The organism is Paenibacillus sp. NPDC058071 (assembly GCF_042885235.1).
In the GTDB taxonomy this organism is placed as follows: Bacteria; Bacillota; Bacilli; order Paenibacillales; family Paenibacillaceae; genus Pristimantibacillus.
The window spans coordinates 439,979-457,145 of sequence record NZ_JBHVSK010000001.1 but is presented as its reverse complement, the minus strand read 5'-3'; the positions used below and the strand labels follow the sequence as shown (position 1 = coordinate 457,145).

Annotated in this window: 15 protein-coding genes and 1 pseudogene; 14 read left to right on the top strand and 2 right to left on the bottom strand. The window is 44.9% G+C overall.

Annotated elements, in window-relative coordinates; genetic code table 11:
• Positions 1 to 3: 3 nt before the first annotated feature.
• Positions 4 to 350: pseudogene (locus tag ACFVTB_RS02110) on the bottom strand (ArsR/SmtB family transcription factor).
• 215 nt (positions 351 to 565) lie between these two features.
• Between ACFVTB_RS02110 and ACFVTB_RS02105 the strand changes: the two are divergent.
• The 10 genes from ACFVTB_RS02105 to ACFVTB_RS02060 all read left to right on the top strand — a co-directional run bounded on the left by ACFVTB_RS02105 (position 566) and on the right by ACFVTB_RS02060 (position 10,226).
• Positions 566 to 1,414 carry an EamA family transporter gene (locus tag ACFVTB_RS02105; protein ID WP_387744402.1) on the top strand — a complete coding sequence of 283 codons (849 nt, stop codon included), beginning with the start codon at positions 566 to 568 and terminating at the stop codon, positions 1,412 to 1,414.
• Between the two features lie 250 nt (positions 1,415 to 1,664).
• The gene (locus ACFVTB_RS02100) at positions 1,665 to 2,723 is read left to right on the top strand and encodes a flavin-containing monooxygenase (RefSeq protein WP_387744399.1); all 1,059 of its coding nucleotides are present in this window, start codon (positions 1,665 to 1,667) and stop codon (positions 2,721 to 2,723) included.
• A gap of 130 nt (positions 2,724 to 2,853) precedes the next feature.
• Complete coding sequence (locus ACFVTB_RS02095) at positions 2,854 to 3,201, top strand: ArsR/SmtB family transcription factor (protein ID WP_387744396.1); 348 nt, start codon at positions 2,854 to 2,856, stop codon at positions 3,199 to 3,201.
• Positions 3,202 to 3,260: 59 nt separating this feature from the next.
• The gene (locus tag ACFVTB_RS02090) at positions 3,261 to 4,640 is read left to right on the top strand and encodes an NAD(P)-binding domain-containing protein (RefSeq protein WP_387744393.1); all 1,380 of its coding nucleotides are present in this window, start codon (positions 3,261 to 3,263) and stop codon (positions 4,638 to 4,640) included.
• A 379-nt stretch (positions 4,641 to 5,019) separates the two neighbouring features.
• The gene (locus ACFVTB_RS02085; RefSeq protein ID WP_387744390.1) at positions 5,020 to 5,556 is read left to right on the top strand and encodes an RNA polymerase sigma factor; all 537 of its coding nucleotides are present in this window, start codon (positions 5,020 to 5,022) and stop codon (positions 5,554 to 5,556) included.
• A 20-nt stretch (positions 5,557 to 5,576) separates the two neighbouring features.
• Positions 5,577 to 6,632, top strand: coding sequence for a DUF4179 domain-containing protein (locus ACFVTB_RS02080; protein ID WP_387744388.1), 1,056 nt, complete (start codon positions 5,577 to 5,579; stop codon positions 6,630 to 6,632).
• A 242-nt stretch (positions 6,633 to 6,874) separates the two neighbouring features.
• Positions 6,875 to 7,588 carry a YwaF family protein gene (locus ACFVTB_RS02075; RefSeq protein ID WP_387744385.1) on the top strand — a complete coding sequence of 238 codons (714 nt, stop codon included), beginning with the start codon at positions 6,875 to 6,877 and terminating at the stop codon, positions 7,586 to 7,588.
• Between the two features lie 250 nt (positions 7,589 to 7,838).
• A complete protein-coding gene (locus tag ACFVTB_RS02070; protein WP_387744382.1) occupies positions 7,839 to 8,726 on the top strand; it encodes a PHP domain-containing protein in 888 nt (295 codons plus the stop codon).
• A gap of 23 nt (positions 8,727 to 8,749) precedes the next feature.
• Positions 8,750 to 9,358 (top strand): PhnE/PtxC family ABC transporter permease, encoded by a 609-nt coding sequence (locus ACFVTB_RS02065; RefSeq protein WP_387744380.1) that lies wholly within the window; start codon positions 8,750 to 8,752, stop codon positions 9,356 to 9,358.
• A 28-nt stretch (positions 9,359 to 9,386) separates the two neighbouring features.
• On the top strand, positions 9,387 to 10,226 hold the full coding sequence (locus ACFVTB_RS02060; protein ID WP_387744914.1) for a PhnE/PtxC family ABC transporter permease: 840 nt from the start codon (positions 9,387 to 9,389) through the stop codon (positions 10,224 to 10,226).
• 109 nt (positions 10,227 to 10,335) lie between these two features.
• Here ACFVTB_RS02060 and ACFVTB_RS02055 read toward each other — a convergent pair whose 3' ends face one another.
• Entirely contained in the window at positions 10,336 to 11,454 is a 1,119-nt protein-coding gene (locus tag ACFVTB_RS02055; protein ID WP_387744377.1) for an aminotransferase class I/II-fold pyridoxal phosphate-dependent enzyme, read from the bottom strand.
• 128 nt (positions 11,455 to 11,582) lie between these two features.
• On the opposite strand from ACFVTB_RS02055, the gene pdxR reads away from it, so the two are divergent.
• The 4 genes from pdxR to ACFVTB_RS02035 all read left to right on the top strand — a co-directional run bounded on the left by pdxR (position 11,583) and on the right by ACFVTB_RS02035 (position 17,102).
• Entirely contained in the window at positions 11,583 to 13,028 is a 1,446-nt protein-coding gene (gene pdxR / locus ACFVTB_RS02050; protein ID WP_387744374.1) for a MocR-like pyridoxine biosynthesis transcription factor PdxR, read from the top strand.
• Positions 13,029 to 13,321: 293 nt separating this feature from the next.
• Entirely contained in the window at positions 13,322 to 14,206 is an 885-nt protein-coding gene (locus tag ACFVTB_RS02045) for an RCC1 domain-containing protein (protein WP_387744371.1), read from the top strand.
• 11 nt (positions 14,207 to 14,217) lie between these two features.
• Positions 14,218 to 14,844, top strand: a complete 627-nt coding sequence (locus ACFVTB_RS02040; RefSeq protein WP_387744368.1) for a TVP38/TMEM64 family protein — start codon at positions 14,218 to 14,220, stop codon at positions 14,842 to 14,844.
• Between the two features lie 1,793 nt (positions 14,845 to 16,637).
• The gene (locus tag ACFVTB_RS02035) at positions 16,638 to 17,102 is read left to right on the top strand and encodes a hypothetical protein (protein ID WP_387744365.1); all 465 of its coding nucleotides are present in this window, start codon (positions 16,638 to 16,640) and stop codon (positions 17,100 to 17,102) included.
• Positions 17,103 to 17,167 lie beyond the last annotated feature (65 nt).

Below are 17,167 nucleotides of genomic sequence, written 5' to 3'. Positions count from 1 at the left end.
AAATTAACAGCAGTTATTAGGTTTGTGAGCATCGATCTTCTCTTTCATCGAAGGAAGCTGGTTTAAAAGCTCGTTTAAATACGGTTTATGATCCATATTTAATGAATAATATATCCATTGGCTGCGACGCGTTTCGTTACGATTCCGCCCATCTTTAACTTCTTTAGGTGCTGGCTGATGTTCGGCTGCGTCGTCTCCAGAAGGTCCACGATATCACATACGCACAGCTCGCGTTTCTTTAGTAGGGCGACGATCGTAAGACGCGTTTTGTCCGAAAGTAACTTTAACGTCTCCGCTATGGATACAATGGATTCTTGCTTGTTCACGATGAAGAGGCACTCCTTTCTCATAACGATGGGGTTGATCAACGTCATTATATAATCAAACAATTATATTATCAATCACTTATATAGAATTAAAAAGTATATATCAAAATAAATTGATTTAATATTGACCGCGCTCTCGCGGCGTGCTACGATCAATTCATCAAATATATTTGATTTAAGGAAATTGATGAATGTCTGTTAACGCAGTCAAGCGAGGGGGAGAAAAGAATTATTAGCCGATGAACATCACGTATGCCATACTTCTTGTTCTTTCGTCTGCACTTGCACATTCCGTTTGGAATTTATTTATGAAAAAGAGTGTGCATAAAGAAAGCTTCTTATGGTTAATTCAGACGATTGCTTCTTTTCTTTTTATGCCGGCATTTTTACATGATTTATTTACAATCGATTGGACGTTCCAAAGGGCCGGTTTGCTTTTGATATCATTCGTTTTCCAAAGCGTATATTTAGTTCTTTTAACAAAGGCGTATAAAGCAGGGGACATGTCGCAGGTTTACCCGATGATGAGGGGAACGGCTGCCCTATTGATTCCATTGCTCGGTTTGGTGATCTATGAGGAAGAGCTTACGCGTTCCGGCTGGATAGGACTTGGACTTATTGTTGTTGGCCTGTTTGCGCTTAGCGGCATTTTCAAAAACCGCTTAAATAAACAGAGCGTCATCACTATACTGCTTACGGGGACTATAGGAATTTCAATTACCGGATATACCCTGGTAGATAAATCTATTCTGTTGTTTATGAGTCCATTAGGATTACTGCAGATTTACAATTTAGCTGGGTTTATTGCCTTAGGAGCGCCAGCACTCCGCAGTAAAAAAGTGAAAAAAGAATGGATGCTGAATCGACGATTGATCATTATCGGGTCGATTATGGCACCAAGCTCTTACTTGTTGTTTTTGATGGCCATGCAATTTGCGCCGATCAGCCATATTGCGCCTATCCGTGAAATCAGTATTGTATTCGGAACGATACTGGCATGGATGGTACTGAAAGAAAAACAAGGAGCAGGAAGAATCGGTTATTCTGCCATCATTCTATTAGGAATCATTCTAATCGGTTTTTTCTGATCTTAATAAAAAATAGGATCAAACCTAAAATCAGAGCTTGACTGAAAAGGAGAGAGCAGCGAAGGGGCAGAGGGATTCTGGAGTAACGGCAGTGGTCGCTTTTAAAGACAGATTCCTACCGCTACCTTCATCTAATAAAGGAATCTGGCTTTAATGGCGATCGGAAGAACCCTCTGACCCGCAGCGCTCCCCCTCACTTCAAGTCATGCACTGATTTCGGTTTTGAGCCGAAAAATAGGGAGGATTAAGCATGAATACAGCCGTATATGATGCAATCGTTATTGGCGGAGGGCAATCTGGCCTAGCAGCCGCCTACTATTTGCAACAAGAGAAACTCAATTTTGTTATTTTGGAGAAAAATCCAGTGAATTTGGGCTCCTGGGCACATTACTATGATAGCCTCACGTTATTCTCTCCAGCAGAGTATTCCACATTGCCGGGCCTCGATTTCCCAGGGGGAGCAGATCGATATCCTCATAGAGACGAAGTGGTTGCTTACCTGAAATCGTATGCTGCTCATTTCCAATTTCCGATCAACTATGAGGCTGAAGTGTTAAATGTAGAAAAGAATGACGGGATTTATTCCATTCAAACAGCTAAGAATGAGGTTTTCCGTACACGTTCAATTATTTGCTCAAGCGGGTCCTTTACGAATCCGAACATACCGAAAATAACCGGAATGAACGATTATACGGGATTGATCATGCATTCAAAGGATTATAAAAATGATTTGGCATTTAGAAACAAAAGGGTAATTGTTGTCGGCGGAGGGAACTCGGCAGTTCAAATTGCTGTCGAGCTTGCCAATACTGCGGATGTTACGATAGCGACGATTAGGCCCCTAAAATTTGTACCGCAGCTATATTTGGGCAAAGATCTTCATTATTGGCTCACGCGCACAGGACTAGATAATAACCAATCATTGGAGGAAAAACGCTTATTGATGAAAAGCATCGATGGCGTCATAGACGACGGCTTTTATCAAAACGCTATTGCTCAAAATAAACCCAATCACAAAAAAATGTTTAAGGCTTTTACACAAATCGGAGTCATTTGGGATGATAACAGCCACGAAGAAGTGGATGCCGTTATTCTTGCAACTGGCTACAAACCGAATTTTGATTATCTCAATAACCTTAGTGTGCTCGATAAGTCAGGAAATCCGCTGCAAGAAAATGGGATCAACCAATCTTCTGAAAACATTTATTTCATCGGGTTGCCTTGGCAAACTTCCTTCTCTTCAGCAACCATTCGCGGATCAGGCGTAGATGCCGAAATCGTGGTGCAAGATCTCGTGAAGCATCTGTAAATTGATATAGGTTTTGTTCTTTATATCAATATATTTTGATTAATCATTGTTCTCAAGATTTTTGTGTGATATCATTTTGTATACAATCATGAGTTGAAGAGGCAAAATGAGTATTGCAGGAGGGAAGAAAATGATTAAGGAGCTTCCAGTCGTCGATCAAACTGCGCCAGCCGTTGATTTTTCTAAATATGAAGCAAAGTTCAAAGCATTAGCGGATCAAAAAAGGCTGCAGATCATGTATGAGCTTACGCAACGAGGCAACACGTGCGTATGTGACCTTGCGGAGGTCGTTGACATGCAGCAGTCTAAGTTGTCGTATCATTTGAAAATACTGTTGGATGCCGGGCTGATTCGTCGAGAGACGAGAGGCACTTGGAGCTACTACGAATTGAATTCAGCGGAAGTGAATAATCTGCTGTCTCCTGAGCTTTGCTGCATTTTCCGAACAGTTGAAGATCAATCAAGCGATTGCACATAATCGCTTTTATTTTTAAACTATTAATCAAAATAAATTGATTTAAAGATAGGAGATATCAAATGAGTTCATGTTGTGGAACGTCAGTGCCTGTAGAAAACTCGGCTAAGTTGACCGAAGCCTTATCTAATGAACAGAAAAAATTACCTGTGGCGATTATTGGTGGAGGTCCCGTTGGCTTAGCCGCAGCTGCCCATTTGGTCGCAAAAGGAGAAGCATTTGTTCTCTTTGAACAAGCGGAACATATTGCCGGCAACATCTGGTCTTGGAGACATGTGCGTGTATTTTCTCCATGGCAGTACAATATAGATAAAGCAGCAAAGCAGCTTTTAGCAGCAAGCGGATGGAAGGCCCCAGATAAGGATGGGCTTCCAACAGGCGGACAAATCATTGAACACTATTTAGCACCGCTAGCCGAATTGCCTGAGCTGAAACCGCACATCCATTTGCATTCGAAAGTGACGGCAGTGAGCCGCAAAGGGCTAAGCAAGATCAAAACGGCAAATCGTGAAAAAGCGCCTTTCGTGCTGCATGTTCTTGAGAACGGCGAACAGCAGGTTTACGAAGCTAAAGCAGTAATAGATGCCTCTGGCTCTTGGGCTTCGCCTAACCCAGCGGTATCGGAAGGCATATGGACCGATAACGAACGGCAGATCCATAACAAAATGAACTATGGAATTCCTGATGTATCCGGCAAGGATCGGGATCGTTATGTCGGCAAAAACGTTTTGGTGGTTGGCAGCGGCCACTCCGCCATTAACACCTTGTTGGATCTCGCCAAGCTGAAGGAGCAAGCGCCTCAGACGAATCTCTATTGGGTCATTCGGAAATCCAATGTCGACGAGGTGTATGGCGGCCAGGAGAATGATGGACTTCCTGAACGCGGAGCGCTGGGCACTCGTTTGAAAAACTTAATCACATCTGGCGATGTTGAAGTGCACTCCCCTTTCTTGATTGAAAACTTTGAGCTAATCGATGAGAAAATCATTGTCTCCGGCAATCGAAATGGAGAGTCAGTACGAATCGATTCGATCGACGAGATTATTAGTAACACGGGTTCCCGACCGGATCTAAGTTTTCTCCGTGAAGTGAGAATCGATATGGACAGCGCTATTGAAAGCGTCCGTGCGCTCGGGCCGCTAATCGACCCGAACCTTCACAGCTGTGGAACAGTAAGACCTCATGGGGAAAAGGAGCTTCGCCAGCCTGAGCCGAACTTCTATATCGTTGGTTCCAAAAGCTACGGCCGCGCGCCAACGTTTCTGATGACTACCGGCTACGAGCAGGTCAGATCCGTTGTTGCCGCTTTAACAGGAGATTGGGCAGCTGCAGAGAGAGTTGAACTGGAGCTGCCGGAGACCGGCGTGTGCAGCATCAGCTCCTTTGGCAAACAAAGTGTCAAAGAGGTCAATGAGGCAGATGGAAACAGCTGCTGCGGATAAGCACCTTATGGATAGTGAACCAAAATGCAAACCGTTCCTCGACCAGAGGAACGGTTTTTTCATTGCCTATCTATGAAAGAGAGTTATTTAATCAAATCAATAGAGTCGATCGCCAATGATCTTTTCACGTATAATAATGGAAGTGAAGTTTTGCGAAACCGGCCTAGGTTGCCCATATATCTGATTATTGATTGGACTGGGCTCGTTATATTGAATCAATGAATGTAATTCAATAAAGGGCTGTCCCAAAGCCATGAATGGCGGACTTTCGGGATAGCCTCTTTTTTTTCGTAAACCGATGCAACTATTTGGCAGCCATTAGGAGTCTAACGAGAGTACATGTACAAAGCAGTACACATCATTCAGCCGGAGGAGTTATATGGAGTCTCTCATCATAAAAGCTCAAAAAGGAGACGAAGAGGCGTTTATTCAGGCCATTAACGCCTATATGTCACCTCTATATAAAATCGCGAGAATCAGGCTCCTGTCGGAGGACGATATCGGAGACGCCTTGCAGGACACGATTCTTGCGGCATATAAGGATCTTCACAAGTTAAGGGAGCCGAAATACTTCAAGACGTGGATTACCCGCATTCTGATTAATAAATGCAATGACATTGTTCAATCAAGGGGAAAGGTCCTTTACGTGGAGGATTACAGCAAGATCGGCGATGACAGCCTATCTTTTACCCATCCGAACCTGGACGAAGAGATCGATTTCAACCAAACCTTAACGATGTTAACCGAGAGTCATCGAACGGTCATTATTCTTCATTACGTTAACGGGTTTACATCAAAGGAAATCAGCGAAATTCTCAATGAGAATGAAAATACGATCAAGTCCAAGCTAAGTAGGGCAAGGGAAAAACTAAGGGCCTATTACCTTAAAGGAAGCGGACAGGTTCTACCCAACTGACCATCGGGAGGCGATGCGGAATGCATAGCGAAATGGAAAGAAAATTGATGGATAACTTATCGAAGGAATGCGATATACCGGACAGCGTGTTGCGCAAAACAGAAGCGGCGTTTGTGCAAATCCGAAAGCTCAAGTCGGAAAGTGTGAAAAAGAGGGGGGTATCACTCCGCAAAAGGCGAGTATGGGTTGCCGCCGCCGCTTTGTTTGGTGTGCTGACGGTGTCGATATTAAGCAACGATTCGGCGATCGCGGCTATCAAATCCTTCTTTTACAAGGACACGGGAATTCAGAAGGCCGTAGATAACGGTTTTCTCCAAACCGTAAACCATGCTGTCGAGGACAGCGGCGTCACGGTGCAGGTGGATCGCATTGTCGCAGACAAGACCAAGCTTGTGATCTCCTTTCAACTGGACTTCGGTGATTCTTCGCGGGTAAGGACTGTGGATCGCGTTTTCTTGGATTTGGACATTCATGACGGTAACGGGAGGGCGATTGTAGAGGATGGCAATCGGAACAGCTTGGCTAGTTCAATGGATTGGGAATCCGACGTCACCCGGAGGGATAGCGGGAAGGTCATATATGACCTTATCGTTCAGTCCCCGCAAGGGAAATTTGACGACATGCAAGCTTTGAGCTTGGACATTAAATCAATCTCTCTATATTGGAAGCATTTCGAGAAGCCTTATCGGGTAATCACGGGCGACTGGAAGAGCAGGATTGAGCTGGACAAGAAATTCACGAACCATGAATCGGTGAAATACACTGCCGAAGAGAATCAGCTGGTGAAGGTTCTTTCCGCAGAAATGCTGCCCACAGGAATGGCCATCGAATTTATCGTAGCCGTGCCGGTGGACGAAAGCATACTACGGAAAGTAACGCTTCTCGATGATCAGGGCAACACGTATCTGCCTTCAAATACGGCGACGATGGACTACACGGAAGATGGAAAAGATGTTGTCTCGATGACCTTCGACGCAACGGCTTTCGACCAGATTGACGGGTTGAAAATGATCGTAAAGGAAGTCGGAGACGAAGACGTTGCCGTGAATCTGTTCAAAGAAGGTGCAAGCAGATAGCGGATAGTCTTTCGTAAATCAAAAGCCGAACCTCCTCGTCGGGGGCTCGGCTTTTGCCAGCGTTGTTTAGAGGGAACGAATACCTACGAGAAACTACCAGCAATTATTCATAAAATGATTGACAGCTAGGTCCATTATTTTACAAAATGTAGTTAACAAAACTTAGTTGCTCTCCAGATATAACAGATAAGTAAACCGGAAATATAGTCAGCTGTTATTTAGAATAAGAAGGAGGGGAGTAATTGTCTTCGTTTTTTTCCAGGTATGCTACAGAAAATTTTATTCCCTACTCCGCATCACATGCAGCTATGCTTGCCGCTATGGTTGTGTTGGCACTTCTTTTATATTGCTTTCGTTCCAAAGTCCACAACCATCCTATTCTGAAAATGATCATCCGGTTTGGTATTATCCTGGGCCTCCTCGCACCTCAGATTGTCCTCTATTACTGGTATACCATCCAAGGCCTGTGGGACGTTAGATATACGCTCCCGCTAGAGCTCTGCAGTATATCGCAACTGCTGGCCATAATCATGCTTTTTACGCGAAGTAGATTGCTATATCAGATCGTTTTTTTTGCGGGTATTGGCGGTGCGCTGCAGGCGATGTTTACGCCGGATTTAGCTTATCCGTTTCCGCATTTTCGTTTTTTTCATTTCTTCATCGTTCATATTATGATTATCCTTGCCCCGCTCTATATGACATGGATAGAAAACCTCCGTCCAACTTGGAAATCTATATGGATTACGATGATATTTCTGAACATTCTTCTCGTAGTCGTTGGTGGTACGGATTACTGGCTAGACGCTAATTATATGTTCCTAAGGCATAAGCCAGTTGGCGGATCCCTGCTAGATTTATTAGGGCCGTACCCCTATTACTTGGCAGTGGAAGAAGTCATTGCTTTTGTAATATTCACGATTATGTATCTGCCATTTATCCGATGGAGAAAACGGTAGGACATGACGCCATGCTCCTCCGCACCGATTGAGTATCGAAGAGAACTGGACCCAATAATCGATAAGTTAAAAGAACCACTTTGCGCAAAGTGGTTCTTCTTTTTTTCTCATCGTTTCATCACCATCACAAAATCTTAATGCTGTGATTACACAGCTTTAACCTTCGCTACTTGGCATCAAGTTAGACTCATGGCATAGAAAGTCGGCATCGCCGCAATGAAAAGGATATGAATTCTTTAAGGAGGCTTTTATGAAAATCGAACTGCATTGTCATACAACCATTTCGGATGGGTCTTTTACGTTGGATGAAATTTTGGATTTGGCTGTCCAAGAAGGCGTAGGGCATCTGGCGATAACGAATCACGATACAACAGCAGGGTTAGATCAGATGGTAGATGCAGGAAGGGTGCGCGGTGTGGAGATCATGCCCGGAATCGAGAATTCGGGTTATGACTTCACTCGGCGGAGAAGAGTTCATATTCTCGGTTACGGCATCGAGACGAACAGCCCGGCGATTGCATCGTTTTGCGGCCCTATGCTGGAGCAGCGGCACCAAGGTTGTTATGACGCTGTCGAACGCTTGATTCAAGCGGGCTACAACATAACGTGGGAAGCCGTTCAGAACTATGCAGAAGGCGGAACGGGTGTCTACAAGCAGCATATTATGCATGCTTTGATTGACCAAGGATATACCGACTCAATATACGGAGATTTATATAAAAAGCTATTCGCCAGAGGCCAGAACGGCGAGCAGCCGGGCATCGCTTATATCCCGACAGAGTATGTGGACGCGTGCGAGGCCGTTCGGGTTATTTTACAGGCCGGAGGCGTTCCTGTACTGGCACACCCTGGCCAATACAAAAGCTTCGAGATTGTACCGGAGCTGGTCAAAGCTGGGCTTCAAGGCATCGAAGTGTGGCACCCGCTGCATAACGAAGAGGATGAACGCCAAGCGCAGGAGCTTGCTTCAGCATACAAGCTGATCATGACCGGCGGCTCGGATTTTCATGGGTTTTACGGAGAAAAGGATGTCGCGCTCGGAAGCAAAAGTCCCGGAATCGCGGTATGGAATGAATTACGGATGAGAAAAGAAGCGCTCAGCCAATCGCAAAAGCTTAGCGCAAAAGGAGAGGTCTAGCATGAAGCCAATACATCAAACTCATGAGCCAATTGCCCGATATTGTTCGAAGCTTAACCGAAACGCTGCTCGTATCTATCGCCGCTACCTTCGTTGCCGCTATATTTGCCTTGCTGTTTGCCATTGCGGGTTCTCAAACGACGGGAGTCGGCGGCCTGATTAGCTGGATCACCCGTTCGATCGCGACTCTATTCCGTAACGTCGACGTTGCCGCCTGGTCCATGATTCTGCTGCTATCGTTCGGGCAAAATGTGCTGACCGGCTACTTTGCGCTATTTTTCGGTTCCTTCGGCTTTTTGACCCGCGCCTTCACAGAATCGATCGACGAGGTGAGCAACAGCTCCGTCGAGGCGCTGAGAGCTACCGGAGCGAGCTACTGGTCGATCATTGTTCATTCCGTCATTCCATCCAGCATTCCTCAATTGCTCAGTTGGATCCTGTTCATGATTGAGACGAATATTCGGCATGCGACGCTGATCGGGATTTTGACCGGAACCGGCATCGGCTTTCTTTTCAGCTTATTTTACAAAAGCCTAAACTATAATTCCGCATCTATGGTTGTGATTGTCATCGTTTGCGCCATTATGGTGATTGAAGCCATTTCAAACTATGTCAGGAAGGTGATCTTGTAACATGGAGCTGCAAGAAGCACTGAAAACGATGCCTGACAAAGACGATGAACGCGAACAGATCGATTTCATAATCAAGAATAAGCCGTTCAATAAGCAATCGTTTATGATACGTCTAACGATGCTTGGCTTAATCTTTCTTACCGTGTATGGCTTTGTAACCTTTGACTACAAAAAAATCGATTTCCTTAACGCGGTCTTATCTTCGCTGGAAACGGTGAAAACGATGTTTGTTCTGCCTCGTTTAAGCCATATTACATTCCTTGACGCTCTGATCCAGATAAGCATAACACTGGCTTTAGCTTTTCTAACGACGTTGTTCGGCGGGGTTATCGCCTTGTTCTTGGGTTTATTAGCAGCTCGCAATCTCTCAAACCCCAAATTTTCGGTCGTGATCAAAGCAGGCGTTTCCTTCATTCGGGCGGTCCCGACTGTATTGTGGGTATTGATCTTTGCTATTGCCGCAGGACTGGGCAGTGTTGCAGCGGTCATCGGGATGACGTTTCACTCCATTAGCTACTTGGTTAAAGCGTACTCGGAGTCCTTTGAGGAGCTGGATAAAGGCGTTATTGAAGCGTTGAAAGCGAGCGGGGCCAATTGGTGGCAGATCGTCTTTCAAGCCGTGATCCCTTCCAGCGCGACCTATTTGATCTCCTGGACATTTATGCGATTCGAGATCAACTTTGCAGTTGCTGTAGCCATGGGAGCGGCCGCTGGAGCAGGGGGAATCGGGTACGATATGTTTATGGCCAGCGAATTCTATTATGATGTAAGGGAAATTGGCGCCATCACTTACTTTATCCTCGTTTATGCTGTGATTCTAGAATTGATCGCTTCGCGAATTAAAAAGAAGATTAGAGTAATTCACTAGCCTTTTAATGGATTTGTGAAGAGAATAGAGTCGGCTTTGAAAAATGAAACAGAACCCGGTGCCGCGCAGGTACCGGGTTCTATGCTGTATTTTATGAAACTTAATGTTGTTAATTAATTTTTTCATTGAAATATTGCATGAATTGCGTTAAGCCTTCTTTGAAATTTTTTCGGCCATATCCCATTCTGAAGTAATTCCCATCCATTTCATATACATGACCTGGAAGCAGTAATACGCCTTGTTTATTTATTAAATCAGCGCTGAAGTCTTGAATGCTCTCCTCTAAGTTCAATCGATGAAAGCCAATTGGGCCGGCCATTGGTTTGTTATAAACAAAGTAGTCTTTATGCTGCTCAAAAAAACGGTCAGCAATAGCAAGGTTATTTTGGACGAGCGAAATGTTTCGTTTGAGAATTTTATCCTGATTTTTTAATGCGATTATAGACAAATACTCACTCGGTGCACTGCTGCATATCGTTGTGTAATATTTGTATTTTACCATTTTGTCATATACCGATTGGTTGCGAGTCATAATCCATCCGATACGAAGGCCGGCCAAGCCATAAGCTTTGGACATGACACCCAAGGAGATGGAATTGTCATAAAGATCGCTAAACCACGCGTGCTTAGAGCCATCCCATTCAAGTCCTTTATACACCTGATCGCAAAATACAAAGATGCCATGCTCCTCAGCAATTCTGGCAATTTTGATTAGCTCCTCGTCACTCAACATATAGCCTGTCGGATTATGAGGGGTATTGAGCACCAGTAATTTTGTACGGGATGTAATAAGCTTAGGGAGCTCGTCCAAATCAAGCAGCCATCCTTCATCTCCTTGTTGAAGTCGCCACGGGGAAACGTTGCATTGCAGGGAGCTGGCAACCTCATATAGCGATTGGTATGCGGGAGACATATAAACAACATGATCGCCCGGCTCCAAATAAATTTGCATAAAATTATATATTGCTTCTTCAGCGCCAGCATGAACAAGGATATGATTGGCTTCTCCGTTATCGTATAGGGCTGCAATTCTTTCTCGCAAGGGCAATGCGCCTCTTACCTCTGAATAACCCAACCAACCATTTAGAAATACTTCTTCTGAGCCAGGCTCCAGTGCAAGCAATTCTTTTATCGTCATGGACTCGCAATCAGATTGTGAAAGCAAGTAGGGGGTAGAAAACTCGTGTTGGTCAAAGTAATCCTCTAGCAAAAAGTTTTTTAAGTTCATGTCGTAACCTCCTTGTTATTACATTCATCTTAATGATTCAATAAGTGGATTGTAACAACCAACGATTGAAATAAACCCAACCAAACCCCTATAATGAACGGACTACGATGTGCGGAGGAAAAATGAAAATGGATTCGGAAGATTGGAAACCGGACAAACATACCGACCCCCCTGTTTACCAGCAGATTGCACATTACATTGCCTATAAAATTGCCCGTGGCGATCTGATCGTAGGGGACAAGCTCCCGTCTCAAAGAGTGCTGTCTACCCAGTTTGGCGTCAATCGGAGCACGATTGTAGAGGCTATGGATGAGCTAAAAGCGATGGGACTGCTTCAAGGGTTCCATTCGCAAGGGACAAAAGTGATCAACAATACGTGGTCTTCCTTGCTATCGAGGGGAACTCCCAACTGGAAGCAATATATAGCAGGCGGATTGCATGAAAGTAATTTGCCAACGATTCAGACGATAAATAAATTGGAATTTGATCCGGACTACATCAGGCTTGGAACAGGTGAACTATCGCCTGACCTTTTTCCGCGCGACATGTTTCAAACGATCCTGCAGCGTTTGTCCTTAACCATTCATTCGCTGCAATATTTAGAACCGAAAGGGTTAAAAGAGCTTCGGGAAAGTCTAAGTCAATATTTGCGCACGATTGGAATCGATGCTCCCGCTTCCAACATTTTAATCGTATCGGGAGCGCTTCAAGCCTTGCAGCTTATTTCTATTGGGCTTCTGAGCCCTGGATCAAAAGTATATGTGGAATCCCCTTCGTATTTGAAGTCGTTGAATGTGTTTCAATCCTTTGGGATGAAGCTGGAAGGTGTAGAGATGGATGATGCAGGAATTATTCCATGGCTGATGAAGCCTTCCCCAACAGATCAGACGGAAATTTTATATACGATCCCGACCTATCACAACCCTACAGGAGTGACAATGAGCGAGGCCAGGCGTCATGAATTATTGCAATGGAGCAAGGCTCGGCAGCTTCCTATTATTGAAGACGATTGTTACCGTGAGCTTTGGTTCGATAAGGAGCCTCCGCCATCTTTAAAATCGAAGGATCAATCAGGAATGGTGTTGTACCTGGGCAGTGTATCCAAATCATTAGCCCCTGGGTTAAGAATAGGATGGCTAGTTGGGCCAGAATCGATCATCGATCATTTAGGCGATATTAAAATGCAAATGGACTATGGCTCCAGTTCAGTGTCACAATGGATTTTAGCAGAGTGGATGCAAAGCGGACTTTACCAGCAGCATTTGTCGCAATTGCGCATTAAACTACAAGAACGGAGGGACTTTACTCTCCAATTGCTTAACAGGCATTTAAAGAGTCATGCACAATGGAAAATACCGCAGGGAGGCTTCTATATTTGGCTGAAACTAAATAGTAAGCTGTCTACCGAGAAGCTGTTCAAAGAAGCGCTTCAACAAAAAGTGCTGCTTAACCCAGGAAGCATGTACGATTTCTCCAAAAACCAATACTTGAGGCTATCTTATGCTTATGCCTCGATAGAGCAATTAGAGAAAGGGATCGTAACACTTGCTGCCCTCATTAAAAGGTATAGTTAACATGATTAATTGTATGAGAAATTAGTCAAAAACACCGAAATCAGTGTAGGACTTGAAGTGAGGGGAAGCGCCGTTGCGAGTCATAGGGTTTCTTTCGATCGCATTAAAGCCAGATTCCTTTATTGTACAGATGGTTGCGGTAGGAATCTGGCTTTAAAAGCGACCACTATCGTATCTCCAGAACCTCTGCCTCTTTGCTGCTCTCTCCTTTCCGTCGAGCTCTGAATTAATGATTGATTCGATATTTAACTTCATTAATTATATGATGATAAAGGCCTGCAAGGAGGTAAGACATGGATTACATATCATCGAAAGAAGAGGAGCTAAACGTGAAACGGTGGCCCAAAGATGCCATAACGGCGGGTTATCGTCATACGGTCGGCCTTAAATCGGACGGAACGGTGATCGCTGCGGGTGACAATAAATATGGCCAATGTGAGATAAGCAGCTGGCGAGATATTATAGCGGTAGCGGTGGGTAATGCGCATACGGGGAATTCTCATACCGTCGGCCTTAATTCGGAAGGCACCGTGACGGCTGCTGGTTGGAATAAGTATGGTCAATGCGATGTAAGCGGCTGGAGCGATATTGTTGCCGTAGCGGCGGGTTGGCGCCGGACTGTCGGACTTAAATCAGGCGGAACGGTGATAGCGATAGGCCGTAATAATGAAGGACAATGTGAGGTAAGCGATTGGCGTGATATGGTGGCGGTAGCGGCGGGAGACTGGCATACTGTAGGCCTTAGATCCGACGGCATGGTGACGGCTGCAGGCAACAATAGGTATGGCCAATCGAAAGTAAGCGATTGGAGCGACATCGTGTCCATAGCTGCGGGATACCTTCACACCGTAGGGCTTAAATCAGATGGCACAGTCGTTGCTGTGGGATTGAATAAACATGACCAATGTGATGTAAGCGATTGGAGAGGGATTATAGCGATAGCGGCAGGAAGTCATCATACTATCGGACTTAAAAGAGACGGTACAGTGGTTGCAACCGGTTGGAATGAATATGGCCAATGCGATGTGCATGTCTGGCGTGATCTAGTATCGGTTGCTGCGGGTTGTACGCATACTCTCGGTCTTAAATGGGATGGTACAGTGGTTGCTGTGGGTCGAAACAGTGAAGGACAGTGCAATATTAATGACTGGAGAGACATTCAACTACCTGGCATTTAGAAAGGATGGCTATGAAGTATTCTAAGCTTTATGTATTCGTCATTTACATCTTACTCGTTGTTATGGTGTACGTTAATCAGGACAGTATGATGAACTGGCTTCAGACAGATGGCAGCAATCAGCTTCCCATCATTTTTCTAGGCACGGTCTTGCTGGCTATCGTGCCTCTTGTTCCATTTGGGATAGTGGGGGCTGTAATCGGGGCGAAGTATGGCTTTCTAGTTGGAGGTCTATTGAACATAGCTGCATCTTCGATAGCAGCGTTGATTACCTATTCGCTGTTTTATTTTTTGTTCAGACAACAGGGAATGGCTTACTTAGCAAAATCTAATCGGCTGCAAACCATTGAAGAATCGATCCGCAAAAATGCCTTTTGGTCCGTGCTTATTGGAAGGCTAATCCCGATTATGCCTGCGTTTATAATCAACTGTTATGCCGGTACGTTCAGACTTGCTGTCAAGCCATTTCTGCTCGCTACCGTTCTTGGCAAAATCCCAGCAATGCTTGTATTCGCCTATGTAGGAGATAATGCGTTCTCAGGAGCTATGCAGTGGGTCGTTGTGCTGCTCATTTATTGCTTGTTCTTACTAACGATATATTTGATCGTCAAGCTCGCCAAGTATAAGAAGCAGATTTAAAAATGAACGGAAAGCAATACGTGAAAGCAACACGTCGAGAATTGCTAATATTGCCAGTTTACATCGTTTTCTTACATAGATAAAATGATCACTGCGACGCTGTGAATGCATTATTAGTCCAAATGACGCCCGTATCATGATGATGCCGGAGTATGTAGCTTCAGCGTTATTCGCGCGCTTCGCACAGCGCGCGTTATGGCACCGAAGGTGATGTGCGTCAGAACGCAGGACGATGGCTTTTTTAGGCGGTTTTTAGGTTGCGGACGCGTGAATTGTAAGTTTTCACTTTTCAGTTTTCACTTTTCACATCTGTTAGGCTCTTTAGAGCCTTATAGACGCGCAACCCCGCACTTTTCACCTCAGCAGGGCTCGAAAGAACCCACGTTTCTCCTCTGTAGGGCCTGGAAGAACTCACGTTTCGCCTCATTAGGGCTTGAAAGAACTCACGTTCGACTCTGTAGAACTCGAAAGAACCTTACAAACGCGTGAACCCGTATTATTGTACTTCTGTCAAGAATGTAGACGTGCTAGTTATGTAACCTGATGCTGCTCGTAGTAACATTATTTGCACAAATGTGGGCTCATGTAACTAATAGATGAATGAATGCGAATCCGGTTGTAGCCAAACTCGACTTCTGTAAGACGGAAAACCGTCTTACAGACGCAAATTCGGAACATATTAGCTCCTGTAAGACGGAAAACCGTCTTACAGCCACATATTCGGGACTTTTTAGCTCCTGTAAGACGGAAAACCGTCTTACAGAGGCATAATCGGGACTTATTAGCTCCCGTAAGACGGAAAACCGTCTTACAGACGCAAATTCGGGATTTATTAGCTCCCGTAAGACGGAAAACCGTCTTACAGAGTCATATTCGGGACTAATTGGTTCCTGTAAGACGGAAAACCGTCTTACAGCCGCATATTTGGGACTTTTTAGCTCCTGTAAGACGGAAAACCGTCTTACAAAGGTGAATTCAGGGCCGTTGCGCCTCTCTCGCACGCATTTTCACCTCTGTAAGGCTCTTTGGAGCCTTACAGAAGCGTGAACCCGAACTTTTCACCTCTGTAAGGCTCTTTGGAGCCTTACAGAGGCGTGAACTCGCACTTTTTGCCTCTGTAAGGCACTTTGGAACCTTACAGAGGCGTGAACCCGCATTTTTCGCTGCTGTAAGGCTCCTTCGAGCCTTACAGCCACGTGAATTCGCACTTTTTGCCTCTGTAAGGCTCTTTGGAGCCTTACAGAGGCGTGAATCCGCACTTTTCGCCTCCGTAAGGCTCTTTGGAGTCTTACAGAAGCGTGAACCCGAACTTTTCACCTCTGTAAGGCTCTTTGGAGCCTTACAGAGGCGTGAACTCGCACTTTTTGCCTCTGTAAGGCTCTTTGGATCCTTACAGAGGCAAGAACCCGCACTTTTCGCTTCTGTAAGGCTCATTGGATCCTTACAAAAGCGTGAACTCGCACTTTTCCCCGCTGTAAGGCTCTTTCGATCCTTACAGCGGAGCCAAACCGTTGGCGAGGCGGATTTTCCGATTACAGACACACATAGCGATAAGCGTCTGCCTAGCCGATAATCAACAGACCGTCGTCCTTTTCTGCCTTGACTGGCAAGTTGTTTAACACCGCGCTGAAATTTTCGGATGGCACGCACAGATAACCGGCGAGTGTGGTTGACATCTCATCGTACCGCCTCACCGCGCGCGGTACAGAATTGATAACCCGCACGTTCACCGATTGAAACAACCGGTCCTTATTATCTTCTTCACACACCTATAAAAGTTGGTGAATAGCCCAGTGCTAAAAAAGAAAAAATCGATGATTGCATTATCTTTTCTGGCTATCCTCGTCCTGCTGCTTGCTACATGGAGTCATAACTATGTACATAAAAGAGACACCATTAAAGAGAAGCTGCACATCGCCATCGAGAATGCGGGTCAAGCCGCACAATATGCTGCGGAAGAGAGAGTCTTCACGAATATACCGAAAAGCGCCTCGTTCTATGCAAGTAATATGAATGATGTATCCAATCAAGCGGTTATGCAGCAGCAATTGTTAACGACATTAATGAATGATCAATCAATGCCTGCTTTCAAGTTAACTCACTTTAGTATTTATCAAATGCAATCCGTTCAATTTCAAGCAAGCGTACAATTTGCAACCCTATTTGGCATTCAGAAAAGCTTAACGGTTAGCCAAACGGTTCCGCTCGTACGCTTCCAACATGAAACGGGGACGGAAATATTAGAAGGTCGCTATTAGGCGGCCTTTTTGCTTTTTTAAAAGGATTGAATAGGGGAATACTAGTTGAAAAATAGACCTAAATA